At 42.1% G+C, this 16,741-nt stretch carries 15 protein-coding genes and 1 tRNA gene; 8 read left to right on the top strand and 8 right to left on the bottom strand.

The window, feature by feature from the left end; translation table 11 throughout:
- Positions 1-33 precede the first annotated feature (33 nt).
- Both hemN and ACR63N_RS14850 read right to left on the bottom strand, forming a co-directional pair.
- Positions 34-1,572: an oxygen-independent coproporphyrinogen III oxidase gene (hemN, locus tag ACR63N_RS14855; RefSeq protein ID WP_367109351.1), complete on the bottom strand. Its 1,539-nt coding sequence runs from the start codon at positions 1,570-1,572 to the stop codon at positions 34-36.
- Positions 1,573-1,755: 183 nt separating this feature from the next.
- Entirely contained in the window at positions 1,756-2,706 is a 951-nt protein-coding gene (locus ACR63N_RS14850) for an arylamine N-acetyltransferase family protein (protein ID WP_472782267.1), read from the bottom strand.
- A 778-nt stretch (positions 2,707-3,484) separates the two neighbouring features.
- Between ACR63N_RS14850 and ACR63N_RS14845 the strand changes: the two genes are divergently transcribed.
- Positions 3,485-5,083, top strand: a complete 1,599-nt coding sequence (locus ACR63N_RS14845) for a YifB family Mg chelatase-like AAA ATPase (RefSeq protein WP_472782266.1) — start codon at positions 3,485-3,487, stop codon at positions 5,081-5,083.
- A gap of 44 nt (positions 5,084-5,127) precedes the next feature.
- On the opposite strand, the gene ACR63N_RS14840 is transcribed toward ACR63N_RS14845, so the two are convergent.
- From ACR63N_RS14840 to ACR63N_RS14830, 3 genes are all read right to left on the bottom strand, one after another.
- Positions 5,128-6,879, bottom strand: a complete 1,752-nt coding sequence (locus ACR63N_RS14840) for a formate--tetrahydrofolate ligase (protein WP_472782759.1) — start codon at positions 6,877-6,879, stop codon at positions 5,128-5,130.
- 80 nt (positions 6,880-6,959) lie between these two features.
- On the bottom strand, positions 6,960-7,640 hold the full coding sequence (locus ACR63N_RS14835) for a phosphoglycolate phosphatase (RefSeq protein WP_472782265.1): 681 nt from the start codon (positions 7,638-7,640) through the stop codon (positions 6,960-6,962).
- Positions 7,641-7,773: 133 nt separating this feature from the next.
- The gene (locus tag ACR63N_RS14830; RefSeq protein ID WP_367104769.1) at positions 7,774-8,274 is read right to left on the bottom strand and encodes a DUF4385 domain-containing protein; all 501 of its coding nucleotides are present in this window, start codon (positions 8,272-8,274) and stop codon (positions 7,774-7,776) included.
- 179 nt (positions 8,275-8,453) lie between these two features.
- Here ACR63N_RS14830 and ACR63N_RS14825 point away from each other — a divergent pair, with 179 nt between their 5' ends.
- Positions 8,454-8,807 (top strand): hypothetical protein, encoded by a 354-nt coding sequence (locus ACR63N_RS14825; RefSeq protein WP_472782264.1) that lies wholly within the window; start codon positions 8,454-8,456, stop codon positions 8,805-8,807.
- A gap of 201 nt (positions 8,808-9,008) precedes the next feature.
- On the opposite strand, the gene ACR63N_RS14820 is transcribed toward ACR63N_RS14825, so the two are convergent.
- Positions 9,009-9,084 (bottom strand) — tRNA-Phe (locus ACR63N_RS14820).
- Between the two features lie 94 nt (positions 9,085-9,178).
- Positions 9,179-9,769 carry a hypothetical protein gene (locus tag ACR63N_RS14815; RefSeq protein WP_472782263.1) on the bottom strand — a complete coding sequence of 197 codons (591 nt, stop codon included), beginning with the start codon at positions 9,767-9,769 and terminating at the stop codon, positions 9,179-9,181.
- A 58-nt stretch (positions 9,770-9,827) separates the two neighbouring features.
- Here ACR63N_RS14815 and hisB point away from each other — a divergent pair, with 58 nt between their 5' ends.
- The 4 genes from hisB (at position 9,828) to ACR63N_RS14795 (ending at position 12,600) form a co-directional block, all read left to right on the top strand.
- Positions 9,828-10,466 (top strand): imidazoleglycerol-phosphate dehydratase HisB, encoded by a 639-nt coding sequence (gene hisB, locus ACR63N_RS14810; RefSeq protein WP_472782262.1) that lies wholly within the window; start codon positions 9,828-9,830, stop codon positions 10,464-10,466.
- Positions 10,466-11,101 carry an imidazole glycerol phosphate synthase subunit HisH gene (gene hisH / locus ACR63N_RS14805; RefSeq protein WP_472782261.1) on the top strand — a complete coding sequence of 212 codons (636 nt, stop codon included), beginning with the start codon at positions 10,466-10,468 and terminating at the stop codon, positions 11,099-11,101. Before hisB ends, hisH begins: the two co-directional genes overlap by 1 nt.
- Positions 11,102-11,137: 36 nt before the next feature.
- Positions 11,138-11,518: a hypothetical protein gene (locus ACR63N_RS14800; RefSeq protein WP_472782260.1), complete on the top strand. Its 381-nt coding sequence runs from the start codon at positions 11,138-11,140 to the stop codon at positions 11,516-11,518.
- A gap of 149 nt (positions 11,519-11,667) precedes the next feature.
- Entirely contained in the window at positions 11,668-12,600 is a 933-nt protein-coding gene (locus ACR63N_RS14795; protein WP_472782259.1) for a DJ-1/PfpI family protein, read from the top strand.
- Positions 12,601-12,832: 232 nt separating this feature from the next.
- On the opposite strand, the gene ACR63N_RS14790 is transcribed toward ACR63N_RS14795, so the two are convergent.
- A complete protein-coding gene (locus ACR63N_RS14790) occupies positions 12,833-14,182 on the bottom strand; it encodes a valine--pyruvate transaminase (protein ID WP_472782258.1) in 1,350 nt (449 codons plus the stop codon).
- A gap of 652 nt (positions 14,183-14,834) precedes the next feature.
- On the opposite strand from ACR63N_RS14790, the gene ACR63N_RS14785 reads away from it, so the two are divergent.
- Both ACR63N_RS14785 and ACR63N_RS14780 read left to right on the top strand, forming a co-directional pair.
- On the top strand, positions 14,835-15,251 hold the full coding sequence (locus tag ACR63N_RS14785; RefSeq protein ID WP_353105298.1) for a DUF6530 family protein: 417 nt from the start codon (positions 14,835-14,837) through the stop codon (positions 15,249-15,251).
- A 56-nt stretch (positions 15,252-15,307) separates the two neighbouring features.
- Complete coding sequence (locus tag ACR63N_RS14780; protein ID WP_472782257.1) at positions 15,308-16,699, top strand: PIN-like domain-containing protein; 1,392 nt, start codon at positions 15,308-15,310, stop codon at positions 16,697-16,699.
- The last annotated feature ends 42 nt before the right edge of the window (positions 16,700-16,741 follow it).

Below are 16,741 nucleotides of genomic sequence, written 5' to 3'. Positions count from 1 at the left end.
GATTTTGAATTGGTCTTTAAACTTTAAGATGTCCTAAATCACTTTAGAGAAGCGATTTTTATGCTTTTTATCGAGGTATTCATCAAATACCATCGCCACATTTCGTCCTAGCAAGCGCCCCTTTGGCAACACTCGAATGCCTGCGGCATCCATATCAATGAGCTTATCGTCTTGCATGGCGCCAAGCTGCCTGATCTCATCAATAAAGTAGGTGATGGCGTCGATACCGAATTTTTGATTAACGTCTTTAAAATCGATATAGTCATGACAGAGCAGATTCATAATCACATATTCACGCAAGCGATCTTTGATAGAGGTTTTGATATATCTGACCGCTGGCATAACGCTTGGATTGCTACGCGCCGCATTAATACGATCTTGATACACTTGTAGATCGGTATCATTTTGCAAAATATAACGAGTATTGCTATTGGCAATCTGACTGATCGCTGAAACTCCAAAACCTAATAAATCACAGTCGCCCATGATGGTATAACCTTGAAAATTACGATGCAGATGGCCTTCACGCTGGGCTATTGCCAGCTCATCATCAGGCTTGGCAAAGTGATCAATACCGATGTATTGATAGCCTGCCTGAGTTAAAGTATCGATGGTATCTCCTAGCATTTTGAGCTTGTCACTAGGACTTGGTAGATCTTCATCTTTAATCTGGCGCTGGGCTTTAAAGCGTTCAGGCAAATGCGCGTAGTTAAATACCGACAAACGATCAGGCGACATCTCGATAATACGGGCGACCGTTTTCTTAAAAGTCTCTGGCGTTTGATGCGGCAAACCATAAATCAGGTCGAGGTTGATAGAGTGAAACCCTAAAGCGCGTGCCTCAGTTAATACATTCTCAATCAGCTCGGCTGAATGCACACGATTGACGGCAATTTGTACCGTTTCATCTAGATCTTGTACGCCAAGACTGACCCGATTAAAACCTAAGCTACGCAGCGTTTTAAGGGTATTATCTCCCAGCTCACGTGGGTCGATCTCAATAGAATAATCGCCTTCGTCTTCTGGCAAAAAATCAAACTGTGTACCTAAAAATTCCCAAAGCTGTACCATCTCCTCATCGCTCAAAAAGGTCGGTGTCCCTCCGCCTAAATGTAGCTGTTTAACCAGCGGATTGTCTTCTCCTTTTGGATTAGATAATAGACTGCGCTTATGCTTAATCTCGCTAAAGAGATACTCTAGATAATCGCCTGAGTCGCTGTTCTTTTTAGTAATAATTTTATTACAAGCACAGTAGTAGCAAAGATGACGACAAAAAGGAATATGAAAATAGAGCGATAACGGCGCGTGCGCCTCACGACTTTTTAGTATTTTATGCTCTAAACCATCGGGTATCTCCGAGAATTCTAAAGCGGTCGGGTAGGAGGTATAGCGTGGCCCTGAGCGATTGTATTTATTGATAAGCGCTTCATCAAAGCTTGGTAGCTGTTTGCTCATTATACTACCGCGCGTACTAGCATAAGGATTGGTCGGCTGAACAACAGGACGAACCGTACTGGGCTGCTCACCAGCGTGATTATAAGGCTGCTGAGGATAGTTATGGGACTGGGTCATAGAGACAAATTCCTTATACTAAGTTTATAGGTCTATAAGAGCTAATAGTTATCATAAATTGTGGCTCATATACGTTTTTAGCTTAGTAATAATGGTTGGATATACGACCGTTATTATAACAAATCCTCAATGCTAGTGGGGTGGTCGCTCAGTTTTGTTTTCTGTTTAGAATCAATTTGCTAGCTAGGTTTTATCTAAACTGTTCCAAAAGTTCTGTAAGTGTTGACGTTCACTGCTGGTTATCTCGTCTTTGAGGTTCATAAAAAACACCTCTTTTAGCTGTACTAAAAGCTCATCGACACTAGCAAGTATTTTGGTTTGACTGGGCTTGCCCAATTCATGCTTGTGATATTTACTATTAAATAACGTATGTTTGACCCCATTTTCCTCAGCTCTTGATACCATAATCTTATCTTTAAAAGGCGATTTTGGATAAGTAGAGATATACCAGTTACCAACGATCATATCTATTTTAATCTGCGGTAATAGATCAAAGACGTAGAGCATCTGCCACTCTGATTTGACCTCGCTGCACAGAATATAGCGCTCATAATTCACTTCGGCATGAGTAAGGATCGGATTCTTAGATTGATCATCAAAGCTCTCATCTCTAATAATCTTGTAGTTGCCATGTGGGGTGGTTTGTATCTGTGCCGCCTTGTTCTCCTGAGCACTACTTTGATCTTGGTTCTGTTGATTATAAGCAAATACTAAAGGCGCAGTGGGTACCTGACCACCAAAACCGACATCGACTAAATAGTTTCGCTCCTCAATAGTCACTATGATAGCCATATGAGTACGAGCATTACGGCGCTCAATCTGGTTGTCAATAATGACAATGCCGGTCACGATACGGGCCTCGTAGCCCAAATGACGTAGTAGCGCTAAAAATAAGCCATTAAGCTCATAACAATAACCTCCTAAGCGGCGCTCTATTACTTTGTTATAGATACTAGCTTCTTCTAGGTCAACCGGCCGATCTAAAACGGTAGTTAAGCTTTGAAAAGGATACTGGGTTAAATGCGCTATTTGTAAGCGTTGTAGAGTCTCCAAATCAGGTGTAATTGTTTTATTGATTTCAGTCTCTGTAAACCCAAGCTGCCCAAGATAATGGGTGTAATTAATATCAGTCATAAAGAATCCTAATTTATCTTTTTTGTTGCAGAACAAAGAGTTACTCAACAATATAGGGTTTGTAACTCTGAAATTCTAGATCTACAAAATAGCATTTTAATCTCAACGATAAATGAGACGACGAGCGATTTTTCTATTTTAAATGAACAATTGTTATGAACCAGTCAATTAATAATGCTAATATTAGCAATTAAGTTTCGTAGTAAAGTCAATCCTAGATAGGATTGGCACACTTTATGCGCTACTAGTATTACTCTTCCTTGCGTACTGTGTCGTTGCAGCCAGAGGCTGCGCGAAATTAATACCAGCAGCACTTTGCCTATTCCAAGGTGTGTCAACTATAAAGTGCGTTGTCGATAAAAAGCTTGAGTTTTTAATAGCTAGTTTTATGGAGTATGTAGCTTTGATAAGTTGGTTGATTTTTTATCTGTTAGTCAGTCTATTCAACTATTGGATAGTATTTTGGGGCGGCGCTCACAGAATTGAAGGTTGGTTGTCTTTTATTTTGGTAGGCTGGTTTGCTTGGGACTGGAAGGCAGAACAAATAAGATTCTATGTATCCATTATGTGGTTTGTCTTTACCTTATTATTTATATATGGCTTATTTAACCAAGATTTTCGTAACGAGTATCTTTTTTACTATTTTAATTAGCTGTATTTTCTAGATGATTTTCTCTAGGTTACGATTTCTAGGTCACATTTCAAATAATAAGAGACAACATTTGCGCACTTATAATTAATACTTTATTATTAATAGACCTCTTATTAGGGAACGCTCATGTCGTTTGCGCAAGTTTATACCCGCTCCGTTGTCGGTCTCCATGCTCCAAAAGTTATTATTGAAGTGCATCTATCACAAGGCTTACCCGCTTTAACTATTGTCGGATTGCCAGAAGCAGCCGTTCGCGAAAGCAAAGATCGGGTACGCTCCGCTATTCTCAATTCAGGCTTTCAGTTTCCCAATCGCCGCTTAACCATTAATTTGGCGCCTGCTGATTTGCCAAAGGACGGCGCGCGCCTTGATTTGCCGATAGCTATCGGTATCTTGGCCGCGAGCGATCAGCTTAATCCGGAAGTATTATCGAAGTTTGAGTTTATCGGCGAGCTGGCGCTTAATGGTAATCTACGCCAAGTAACTGGTAGTCTAGCCGTAGCGCGTGCAATAAAAGCAGAAGCTTTAGCTGCTAAAACGGCGAAAGTAGCAGCAAATAACAGCGCGCAAAACCAGCAATCGCAACCACAGTTACATCCTCAGTTACATCCTCAATTACATCCTCAGTTAATAGTACCAATGGATAATGGGGCAGAGGCCAGCCGTGTTGAGGGAGTAGAAATTCTAAGTGCTGAGAGTCTAAAAGCGGTCTGTGATCACTTGCAATCGTTAGCTGATCCAAACGCTAGCGATCAGCGTTTAGCAGTGGTCATTCCCAACACTACTCAAAAGCACGTAGGTTATAAAGTTGATCTTGCTGATGTTAAAGGTCAGCACCATGCAAGGCGAGCGCTTGAGATTGCCGCAGCTGGCGGGCATTCATTGTTATTCACTGGACCACCGGGCTCTGGTAAGACCTTAATGGCGTCACGCCTGCCCACTATCTTGCCGGATTTAAGTGACGAAGATGCGCTTGAGGTCGCCAGTACTTATTCGGTCGCCGATAGCGATTATGATTATGGTACACGTCCCTTTAGGCAAGTGCATCATACTATATCTGCTGTGGCCTTGGTCGGTGGTGGTTCCCGTCCCAAACCGGGTGAGATTACCCTTGCCAATCGTGGAATTTTATTTTTAGATGAACTGCCCGAATTTGAGCGTAGCGTGCTTGAGGTATTGCGTCAGCCGTTAGAAGCTAAGCAAGTCACTATCAGCCGTGCTAACTCACAAATGACTTTTCCGGCTAATTTTCAATTGGTAGCCGCGATGAATCCGTGTCCTTGCGGCTACGATGGTGATGCCTCTAACCGTTGTCGCTGCCGACCTGAACAGATTAAGCGCTACCAAGATAAGCTCTCAGGGCCGCTACTCGACCGTATCGACTTGCATATTACCGTACCAGCGCTACCCATTAGCGATCTGCAAAACGCGCAAGTAGGTGAGGCATCCAAGCAAGTAAGAGCTCGAGTATCAGCTGCGCATCAGCGTCAATTGGCACGGCAAAGCAAAGTCAATAATGAGCTAAGTCCTAGCGAAGTTGATAGTTATGTGCCATTAGGTGAGAGTGAGCAGCAGCTACTACAAATGGCGCAGCAGCGGCTCAACTTATCAGCGCGTGGTTATCACCGCGTACTGCGAGTGGCGCGTACCATTGCTGATTTAGCAAATAGTATTGAGGTCACAAGCGCCCATGTGTCTGAGGCGCTCAGCTATCGCAGTAAGTAAGTTATCGCAGTAAGTAATTTGTTAATTTAAAATGAGTCTTTAATCTAAAATAAGCCCGTAATATTACCCGCATCATCTACATTTATACGCTCAGCTGAGGGCACTTTTGGCAAACCTGGCATCTTCATAATAGGGCCACAAATTACCACGATAAACCCGGCACCCGATGAGATACTGATATCACGCACGTGAATAGTAAAGCCCACCGGTCGTCCCAGCAGCTTGGCATCGTCGCTGAGTGAATACGGGGTTTTGGCAATACATATTGGGATTCTGTCTAACCCTAATACTTCTAACTGGCGTATCTTGGATTGGGCTTGGCTACTGATATCGATATCAGCAGCACCATAAATGCGCTGCGCCACCATACGAATTTTATAGGCGATGCTATGGTCACTATCGTAAGCTAGCTTAAAGGTACTAGGATTATGCTCCTGCTCAGCGAGTAAAGTTAACAAAGTATTGGCTAAGTCCTCCCCGCCAGCGCCGCCCTTTTCCCATACTTGCGTAATAGCAACTTCTACTCCCTTTGACGCGCAAGCCTCGCGTACCAGCTCAACCTCAGCGTCGGTATCGCTGATAAAATGGTTGATCGCGACTACCACAGGTAAGCCGTAGACTTGTTGCATATTTTCGATATGTTTAAATAGGTTTGGCAGCCCGCGTTTAAGAGCGGGTAGATTCTCTTGCGTCAGCTCATCTTTGAGCACACCGCCATTATATTTTAGCGCCCGAATAGTAGCTACGATGACCGCAGCGTCAGGTGTTAGACCTGACAGTCGGCACTTGATATCACAAAACTTTTGCGCGCCCAAATCAGCGCCAAAGCCAGCTTCTGTCAAAGTATAATCAGACAGATGCATGGCAACGCGAGTAGCAACGACTGAATTGCAGCCGTGGGCGATATTGGCAAACGGGCCGCCATGGACGATAGCAGGTGTGCCCTCAATGGTCTGTACCAAGTTGGGTTTGATAGCTTCTTTTAGTAGTGCCGCCATGGCACCGTGTGCATTAAGGTCACGAGCATAAACAGGCTGTTTGTCGCTATTAAGAGCGACTAAGATATTACCCAAACGCTGTTTTAGATCAGCAAGATCGGTAGCCAGACAAAAAATGGCCATAACCTCTGAGGCCACGGTAATATCAAAACCATCTTCACGCACTACGCCATCAGTGCGCTTGCCTAAGCCGCTAATGATATTGCGTAGCTGACGGTCATTCATGTCCATTGCGCGTCGCCAAAAGATTTGCTTGGGGTCAATATCCAAAGCATTACCTTGGTAGATATGATTATCAATTAGCGCTGCTAGTAGATTATTGGCCGCGCTAATAGCATGCAAGTCACCGGTAAAGTGCAGGTTGATATCTTCCATTGGCAGTACTTGCGCGTAACCGCCGCCAGCGGCGCCGCCTTTCATACCAAATACAGGCCCTAATGACGGCTCACGTATGGCCACGGTGGTTTTTTTACCATTGTTTTGTTGTTTGTGCAGGCGGTTTAGCGCATCAGCGAGGCCAATAGTAACGGTGGTTTTGCCTTCACCAGCTGGCGTCGGGTTAATGGCGGTCACTAAGATCAATTTACTGCGCGCGGTTTTTATAGGTTTGGCAAACACAGCAGTTGGGTCTATTTTGGCTTTATAATGGCCATAGGGTTCTATATCTTGCGCCAACAACCCCAATTGCTCGGCAATGGTATGGATAGGTTGGAGGATGGTATTTTGGGCAATAATGATATCGCTTGGCACTGCTGTATTTGCTAAGTTTATGCTAGGTGTTATATTGGCTGCAATCATATTTGATAATGTCATCTTAAAGTCTCTTTTGGTATTACTCTTTAAGTCAAACAAAGGTTGTTATGCTCAATAAGACAAAGCTAGTCTGTTAACAGATAATCAATGAGTGCAGCGAAGTTATCAAAAGTTTTAGTCGGATGAAAGTCGCGAATATCTTGTCCGTAGTTATAGCCATAGGATAGACCCAAAGTATCCATATGAGCGTTTTGTCCGGCTAAGATATCGTTCTTGGAGTCGCCAATCATCACCGCTTCGTCTGGGTGGATCGCTAGTTTCTCACAAACGTGCAACAGCGGCGCGGGATCAGGTTTTTTAGTCGGCAGACTATCGCCGCCCATCACTTCTGCAAACAAGTCCTGCCAGCCAAATGACTGCAAAATTTTAGGCACAAAGCGAATAGGTTTATTGGTCACTAGTGCGAGCGTAAAACCTGCATCGCGGAGCTGTTTAAGACCACTATCAACATCGGGGTAGGCTATAGTTTTGCTGGTTTCAATATTGCTATAAGCCTCAAGGAATATTTGCTCAGCATAATCGGCTTCTTTAGTTGTCAGATCTCCTGCTGCAACCTCAATTTTGCCTACCAAAGCGCGCTCAACCAGTACTCTTGAGCCATTACCGACCCACTTTTTTATCGTTTCAAGAGAGTAGGTAGGTAGGCCCAGCTGCTTAAGCATCGTATTGGTGGCATCAGCCAAATCAGGCACACTATCGATCAAGGTGCCATCAAAATCAAATATTAAAAGCTGTTTATCTTGCATAAATTATAGGCTCGTTATTCTAGTTTTAAGTTTAAAAACACTGTTTTTAGCTTCTCATACCTTAGCACAACAATCGTTTGAATCTAGAACCATTTTGGCTATGTTTTTCTAATATCGATTTTTCAATATTGATTTAATCAACTTCCTTATAGCGTTCGCGGTGCTCTTTTTTCATTCTCAAATAATCTTTATTTTCGCGGCACAGATCCCATTTAGCTTTAAATATCCGCGCCGATTCTGCTTTGATAGGGTCTTCCTCCTGACGCGGCAGCTCCTCACGACCATGAGCGCCGCTTTGACCTTTTTTATCATCGGGCACAGGCCCTTTGTATTTTTTACCGCCTTTGTGATTGGCGTAACGACGGGCGCGAGTATAGCCCATCTGAATAAACTTGCGTGCCATGTCCGCGCCGACAAAGTCATCATCATCTAGATAGTCTAAAAACATCTGATAAATTTTCTCGCTACTCTCGGTTGCAATATCAGGGGTCGCAAAGCGCCAGTGCGGCAATATCTCCGACTTATACGGTTCAACCAATAGCACGCCTTGTTCACCGCGGCCCACCCGATACAGTTCGGGGTGCTTACGCAAATCTAGGTTTTTATAGTCCAAATCATAATCAAACTCTCTCATAACGCTTCCCCTCGCTGACATTTATAGCTAGTATACTGAGCGCGCAGGCACAATAAACAGCACAAAAATGTTATTTGGCCGTGACAATGAAAGTTTACTATAGCTCAAAACTATCATGTCAAACATGTCAAAAAAATAGGCGCAGCTGTCAGTAAAGATGATAAACAGGATGTCTAGTAATGAATAAATTTAATATACAAAAGTCCCTACCATTCTCATTTTCCAATACTACGCTATTGACAATGTTGGGGTTGCTTCTAATCGCTATGTTAAGCATGAGTCACGCGCATAGCGCTTGGTTTGAGCGCCTGATACCAAAAGGCGAGACCTATACCGTCGAAGCCGTTGATCGCGATGTAGCGTTTGTCATCGATGACTTTATTTATGATGCACGTCAGTTTTGTTATATGGCAGTAGGCGATCGCGTAGTATTTTTTGAAGGGCGTTACGGTATTGACTACAGAGCTACGGTGTATAATTTAGATGCCAACGAGCGCTGTGAGCTATTACTGCGTGATAGAGTGGAGGGATAATTGAGCAAGTAGACATCAAAGTAGAAATCAGTACTTAGAATAGATCTTGATATAATAGTTGAGACACTTCAAAACAGGCGCATGGTAAAAGGTATGCTAGTTTTGATTAGAAGCGACTATACAGACACAAAAAAGCCCCAAGCATTGCTGTTCGAGGCTTTTCACTGTAATTCTAATATAACTAAAATGGGGTCAACGAAATGGTGGCTCGAGGCAGGATCGAACTGCCGACACACGGATTTTCAATCCGTTGCTCTACCGACTGAGCTATCGAGCCGTCTTCGTTGAGGACGCTATTAAACTAAATATAGGCGCTAGTGTCAAGTCATTTTTATCTTTTATGGCATAAATAATTAAATTCAATCATAAAGTTAATCTTTAACCCGTATTAGTTCATAGTCGCTCATAATTTGATGAATATCGCGATCAACAGGCACAAACTGACGCACGCCTTTTTTGACCTCAGCATCATAGACGAGCTTGATAAACTTGGCATCAATAGCGCGGCCTTTATTTTGCGGATGTACGGTTAAATATTGCAAGCGCCGGCTATCTGTTTGCCCGTCATCGAAGCAGCCAACTGCCGCGATAGGCTTATCATTAAACATGCCCACATACAGATACTGCCCACGTTTAAAGCCTTGCTTGATAATATTTAATACCTCTTCACCACTCGGCTGGCTATCGTCGCTATCATACAAAGCTTGCAAACGCTCCGCCAACTCATTCTTACGGGCAGGCTTTTTAATCAGCGGCGCAGTTAAATCGTTGATGGCGATGGCTTCTAAAGGCATGATAGCTCCTACTTCAAATCTTGCTATGTTGGGATAAAAGGGCGATTGATAATACTTAAAACCATATTTTAGCAGACTAGAGCAAATAAGGGCGTGCTTTAGCGTCCTGCCGTAGCCGTTATGACACCATTTTGCTATGATAAGGGCATCAATCCCTTTAGTATTCATTTAATACCTATTTAATAGTCATTATTTAGCATCCATCCTTTGTTTATAGAGAGTCGCTATGTCTGCTGATAACAATCAAACTCAAAATTTAAACCAGTACGGTCGCCCAGCGCGTATCGCTACGGTCGAGCGCAACACCGCTGAGACGCAAATCACGTGTACCGTTAATCTTGATGGCACCGGTCAAGGCAAAGTCGATACTGGCGTGCCGTTTTTGGATCATATGATTGATCAGATCAAGCGTCACGGTCTCTTTGATTTAGACATCAAATGCGTTGGCGATACCTTTATCGACGACCATCATAGCGTTGAAGATACAGGCATTACTTTGGGTCAAGCTTTTAATAAAGCCCTTGGTGATAAAAAAGGCATCCGTCGTTATGGGCACTTTTATGCGCCGCTTGATGAAGCGTTAACGCGCGCCGTCGTCGATCTCTCAGGTCGTCCTGGTTTGCATATGGACATCCCTTTTACCCGCTCGCATGTGGGTACCTTTGATGTCGATCTATTTAGCGAGTTCTTCTACGGTTTCGTCAATCATTCATGGATGACGGTGCATTTGGATAATCTTAAAGGTAAAAACAGCCATCACCAAATCGAGTCTACCTTTAAAGCCTTTGCCCGTGCCCTGCGTATGGCATGTGAGTATGATGAGCGTGCTTTGAATACCTTGCCGTCGACGAAAGAGGCGTTTTAATGACCAAAATTGCACTCTTAGATTATGGCATGGGTAACTTGCATTCGGTAAGCAAAGCGCTTGCCAACGTCGGCGCAGAGGTGTCTATCACCAATGACCCGAAAGTCGTCTCTAGCTCAGACAAAATCGTCTTCCCTGGTGTCGGTGCGATGCGTGATTGTATGATTGGTATGCACGCGGCAGGCATTGATGACGTCGTACGCGAGGCTATTTTTAACAAGCCCGTTATGGCAATTTGCGTCGGTATGCAAGCGCTGTTTGAGCAATCCTCTGAGAACGGTGGTACGGCTTGTTTGGGTATCCTACAAGGCAGCGTAGAAGCCTTTGATCCCACGTGGACAGATGAGCAAGGGGCGACGATTAAAGTGCCACATATGGGCTGGAATACGATTACGGAGATGGATCTTAATCATCCGCTATGGAATAGTATTGAGGACAATGCGCACTTTTACTTTGTGCACAGCTATTATTGTGATCCTGCTGATAAATCGCAAACCGCTGCCATTTGTGATTATGGTCAGCCGTTTTGTGCCAGTATTATTAAAGACAATCTATTCGCTACTCAGTTCCATCCTGAGAAGAGTCATACCGCAGGCTTGCAGCTGTTGAAGAACTTTGTAGAGTGGGATGTTTAAATAAATCTTATTAAGCTAGAAACCTGAGAAGAAGAATTGGACTTTAATACCTTTAAAATACATATCATTGAGTTAACGGGCCTTGCCAAAGATGCTTTGCACATCTATGTCGGTGTTGGCGTCTATTTGCTTTGTCTGCTGGTACTTCGTCCCGTCATCAAAAAGCAAAGTCTCAGAGGATTCATTGCTTTAACCGTCGTGATAGGCGTTGCTTTGTTAGGTGAGTATTTGGATAACCGTCATATCATTTTGCCAAAAGGTATCTGGGCATTGAAAGGCTCAGACATAAAAGCCAGCATTCATGATCTTATTAATACGTGCTTGCTGCCTTTTATGCTGTTTGTGGTAAATAAGTGGACAAAGGTTTTTCAGGCTACCAGCTCATCGAGTAAGATGTTAAAAAAATCACGAACTTAACAACCCAAGCTTTACAAAGCTTACGAAACATAAAAACTCTTCTCTATTTAACGTCGCTTCCTTTTGTTACTTTGGATTTATAATTTTAGTTATGCAATATAGCTGTTAAATCCACATAGATAATAAAAAACATATAAAAAGGAGCCACTATGAATATCCAAAACCTATTAGACAAAGCCAAAGATACTTTAGATAAGGCCAAAGACACCTTGGGTTTAGAGCCGCAAGAGACTGAGTCAGGCGCTTATATCCCTTCTAAGTCCTCGCTAAAGATAGCCGCACCGAACAAAACCAACTACGATAATACCAAGTACGATAATCCCTATACTGGCAATAAGAAAATTATGATGGTCTGTACCGAGCGCCAGTACATGAACATGGTCAATGATAAAAGGTTCGAGACAGGCAATCATCCGGTAGAGATGATGGTGCCGTTATTACACTTTAAAAAAGCGGGATTTGATGTCGATGTGTTTACGCCAACGGGGAAGCCTGTCAAAGTTGAGCAGTGGGCAATGCCAGAGGACGATGACGACGTCAAACAAATCTATAGCGAATATGAGTCCAAGCTTAATAACCCAAACAGCATCGCTGACTTCGTCAAAAATGATATGGCAGATAGCGATGAATATGTGGCAATCTTTATTCCCGGTGGTCACGGGGCGATGCTTGGCTTACCCGAAGATTATAATCTTGGCGAATTGTTACGTTGGGGTTATGACAAAGATTTATTCACCTTAGCGATTTGTCATGGGCCTGCGGCTTTATTGGCGGCTGACCTAAATAGCCCTGACAGCTCTGACAATGACAGCAACTCTGAGCGCGACTTTATCTTTAAAGGTTATAAAATGGTGGCGTTTCCAACCGCGATGGATAAGCAAATGCCTAAGATCGGTTATCTACCTGGACCAATGCCGTGGTATTTTGCGGAGAAGTTAGAAGATTTAGGCGTTACTATCGATAATAAACTGGCATCTGGACAGACCCATCAAGATAGAAAACTGATCTCAGGTGATGGGCCTCTAGCGGCGAATGACTTTGGTAAAATGAGTGCTAAGGCTTTGCTAAAAGAGCTTAATTAAAAACGTTTTGATATAACCATTTCTAAATAGGATGAGCACAAGCTATCTACACTAATTACGTACTGCTGGGATGAATTTTGCGCAGCCTCTGGAGTGATGAAGTCGCACAGCAAGCAAGGAAAATTTATACCAGCAGTACTTTAACAATTTTAGATTGAGTCAGCTGTATGTTTACTCCATAAAAAAACGGACTATTCATTAGTCCGTTTTTTGTTTTTAAGAGTAAAGGGTTTTACTTAGCCTTATCATATAACCCACGCACCACCTCACCAATCACCGCAATCCCTTTCTCCAAAGTGTCTTCATCCGCGGCAATACTCATACGAATACACTCATGCGCGTGTCTGTAGTCGCTAACATCAACACCCGGGAAAAAGTATTCACTCGGTACGATAAGGGTACCTTTGTCTTTTAAGATTTCATACAGCTCAGAGGTACTAATCGGCAAATCCTTAAACCATAACCACAAGAATATCGCGCCCTCGGGCTTATGAATAGCCAGCGGATAGTCGCCCAGCTCTTTTTTCAGTAGCGCAACTGCGGTTTTCGCTTGCTGCTGATAAAACGGCTTAATCTCGTTATCAGACAAGTCTTTGATAGCGTCGTTTTGAACTAAAGGCGTGGCTATAGAAGCGCCAAAACGTGTGGGCGAGAGATTGACCACCGCATTCATTGCGCTGACCGCTTCGATCACCTCAGGCGCGGCAACGATAATTCCCGTACGTACCCCCGGCAAACCAATTTTCGACAGGCTAAAACAAAGAATGGTATTGTCATCCCAATTAAGGGTAACGTCTGAGTAAATGATATTAGGGAAGGGCATGCCATAAGCGTTATCGATAATCAGTGGTACATCGTAACGCTTAGCAATCTCCGCCAAATGCGCCATTTCCTCATCGGTCAGCACGTTACCTGTCGGATTGGTCGGACGCGAACAACAAATCGCCCCAATGCGCTTCTCTTTAAGCTCTGTCAAGTTTTCCAGTGCCTCAAAATCTACTCGGTATTTAAAAAACCCTTCTTCGCCATCATGAGTAACTTCATCGATATGCGGCAACACCGCCATAAAATGCTGACCCTCCACATGCACATCGCTATAGCCGATATACTCAGGAGCGAGCGGTAGCAAAATCGACTTATCTATCGACTTATTGTCTTTATCTTGACTGGACTCATCAAGCTCATCATCAACGAAGGCCCCGCCAAACAAGTTAAACAAATAAAAAAACGCATTTTGCGAGCCATTGGTCAGCGCGATATTCTCTGACGTCAAATTCCAGTCATAATGACGATTAAAGAACCCTACCAAGGCGTCAATAAAAGCGGCATCGCCTTGCGGATTGGAGTAATTCGCCATACTACTAGTCGCCGTGCTGTTAATGTCCTCACGAAAGCTACCATCGTTACCCAGCGCTTGATAGGTCTCCAAAAACAGCTCATTGACTGCCTCAATACGTGCCGGATTACCACCGCCCAGCATATTGACTGGCTTATCGCTTTTGAGCGCATCGCCCAAATCATCCATCAATTGCGAGATGCCCGTAGGCTGAATAAACTTTTGACCAAACTTAGAGAATTTCATAGGATTACCGTGCGCTTGTCAGTATCTGACTGTTTGATTAGGTGAGTGTGCGGGTTCGCGTGGCGCTAGTATAGCAAATGCCAGCTTTGATGTGCGCCTTGTCAAGCGTTGATCGCCGTTTATCTTTCGTATATTTAACCCACGAATAAACCAAAAAACGCCCTCTATATCAATAGCGAGCGTTTTGGTTTGCGGTTTTAGAGATTGGGGCTTTGGAGCTAATCTCGCCATCCGCTTATATCTTATATGCCCACTGGCGCGGTGACTAAAGGCTGATAGTGTTCCTGTTGCCTCGATAACCCTCTCAGCTAAGTCCCCGCAAGCCTGAGGAGGGAAATAACAAAGCACTGCTTTGTCCCGACGCAAGAGAAAATCTATGATTTTCTGGGTCACATAAGTATACCCGCTATTGTCGAGGCTAAACCGCGCTTCAAGGCACTATTGATAACTGGATGAAGAATGAGTAGGTATAATTTTTGGATTAAGTTGACCTATGGCTGCTTCACATCAAATTTATTAGTTTAAGTCGCATATAATATCTGTTGACAAAAGTTCTTTTTAAAAGTATGTTTTACTAACTGATTTAGTAAATAAGTTAGTAAGTCAGTTAGTAAAATAAAATATATCTCTCATGAATATTAAGGGTCTAAATATGGATATACCTACTCATCTAAATCACAAACCAATTATAAAGCTAGAGAATTATTCAAGAATTGATGGTGCATATAGAAATGCTACAGATGTCCAAGGTTTATCGCTTGGAGTGTCGCAGTGGAGTGATGAAGATTTATCAGTAAAGGTTTGGCGTCATTCAGGTAAAAAGTGGTCTCGTATGTCTGAAGAATTGCCACTACATCGCGTTCTAGATTTAGCTAGCTTAGTTTGTTCAGCTTTGTCTTATGCTCAAAGAGACGTTTTATTAAGCGATGATAAATTCAGTATTACGACAAGTAATGATGCAGAATTAATAAATACTTTAAAACAAAAACTAAATACTGAATATGTAAAAAATAATCTAAACGAACCTCTTACACGCTTGTCACGTTTGTTAAATAACCTAGGTTATTAGTTAATTAGTAGTAATCGCGGGTTCAAATCAGTTATAAAAAAGGATAGATTAACGATATGAAAGATAAGTTTAAAAGCTTCTACCAGTTGAGTGATGAAGAGCTGAAAGCTATATGGTCTGATGAAAATACTATTTTTATATTCGATACTAATATTTTGTTAAATTTATACCAGTACTCTCAAGAAACTAGAGACGAGTTTTTCAAGGTACTGGAGGCGATTGAAAGCAGAGTTTGGATACCTTTCCATGTTGCCTTAGAATATCAAAGAAGAAGACTAGATATAATTAAGGATGAAAAGTCAGTATTTACTAAAATCAATAAAAAACTTGAAAATATAATAGGAATTGTAGAGAAGGATTTTTCTGATTTTAATCTAAAAGATAGAAACCCAGTTCTATTTGAAATGAAAGAGAAATTTAGAAAAGATATTTGTGGCTTAGTAGAGGGTTTCCAGCAAGATGTAAATATGCAGGATGATGCTCAGCCTTCTGTAAGGAGTGAAGACGAGGTAAGAGTCAAGCTAGATGAGTTGTTTATGAATAAAGTTGGAGAAGAGCCAAATGAGGAGTTCTTAAGAAAAACCTATGAAGAAGGTGAAACTAGATACAAGAAGAAAATTCCACCTGGCTATAAAGACAGTAATAAAGAGAAAAACCCTGAAGAAGCCAACTTTTTATTTAATGGTATTGAGTATCAACGTAAATTTGGAGATTTAATAATCTGGAAACAAATAGTTTCTTATTCTAAAGATTCTGATACATTAAAAAATGTAATATTTGTTACAGATGATTCAAAAGAAGATTGGTGGGAGATTATTGATTCTCGTGGTGAAAAAGTAATTGGTGCTCGACCTGAGCTTAAAAATGAAATTTATAAGGAAGCTGAAATAGAAAGTTTTAAAATGTATCACACCAATGATTTTCTTACCGATGCTGAAAAGTATTATGATATTTCCATTGATGAAACTGCTATTGATGAGGCGAAAGAGCATTTAAACTATTCCAAATATTTTGAATTAGATTTAATAGATGATTTGAATTCTGGTCAGAATATTGTAGATACGAGTAGTGCTGCTCAGAAACTTTGGAGTACTTTAAATGCTAGTCGAAATACTATAGATACTCGTAGTGAAATGCAGAAAATTTTAGATGATTTAGAAGCTAGTAAAAATATGCTAGATGGTCGTAGTGCTGCACACAAACTTTTTGATACTTTGAATACCAGTCAAACTGTTGTAGATACTCATAGCGCTGCACAGAAACTCTTTGATACTTTGAACGCTAGTCAAACTGTTATAGATACTCGTAGCGTTGCTCAGAAACTTTCAGATGCCTTGAACGCTAGTCAAAATGCTATAGATACCCGTAGCAATATCCAGAAAATTTTAAATAATCTAGATACTAATCAAAATACTATAGATAAAAAAAGAAATGATGAAGATGATTAATTATAAATTGAAGGGTGTTCTGAAAAGTATGCTGTCGATAAA

It is taken from the genome of Psychrobacter sp. M4 (genome assembly GCF_055699795.1).
The sequence above is the reverse complement of the archived record's forward strand: the minus strand, read 5'-3'. Positions and strand labels throughout refer to the sequence as shown.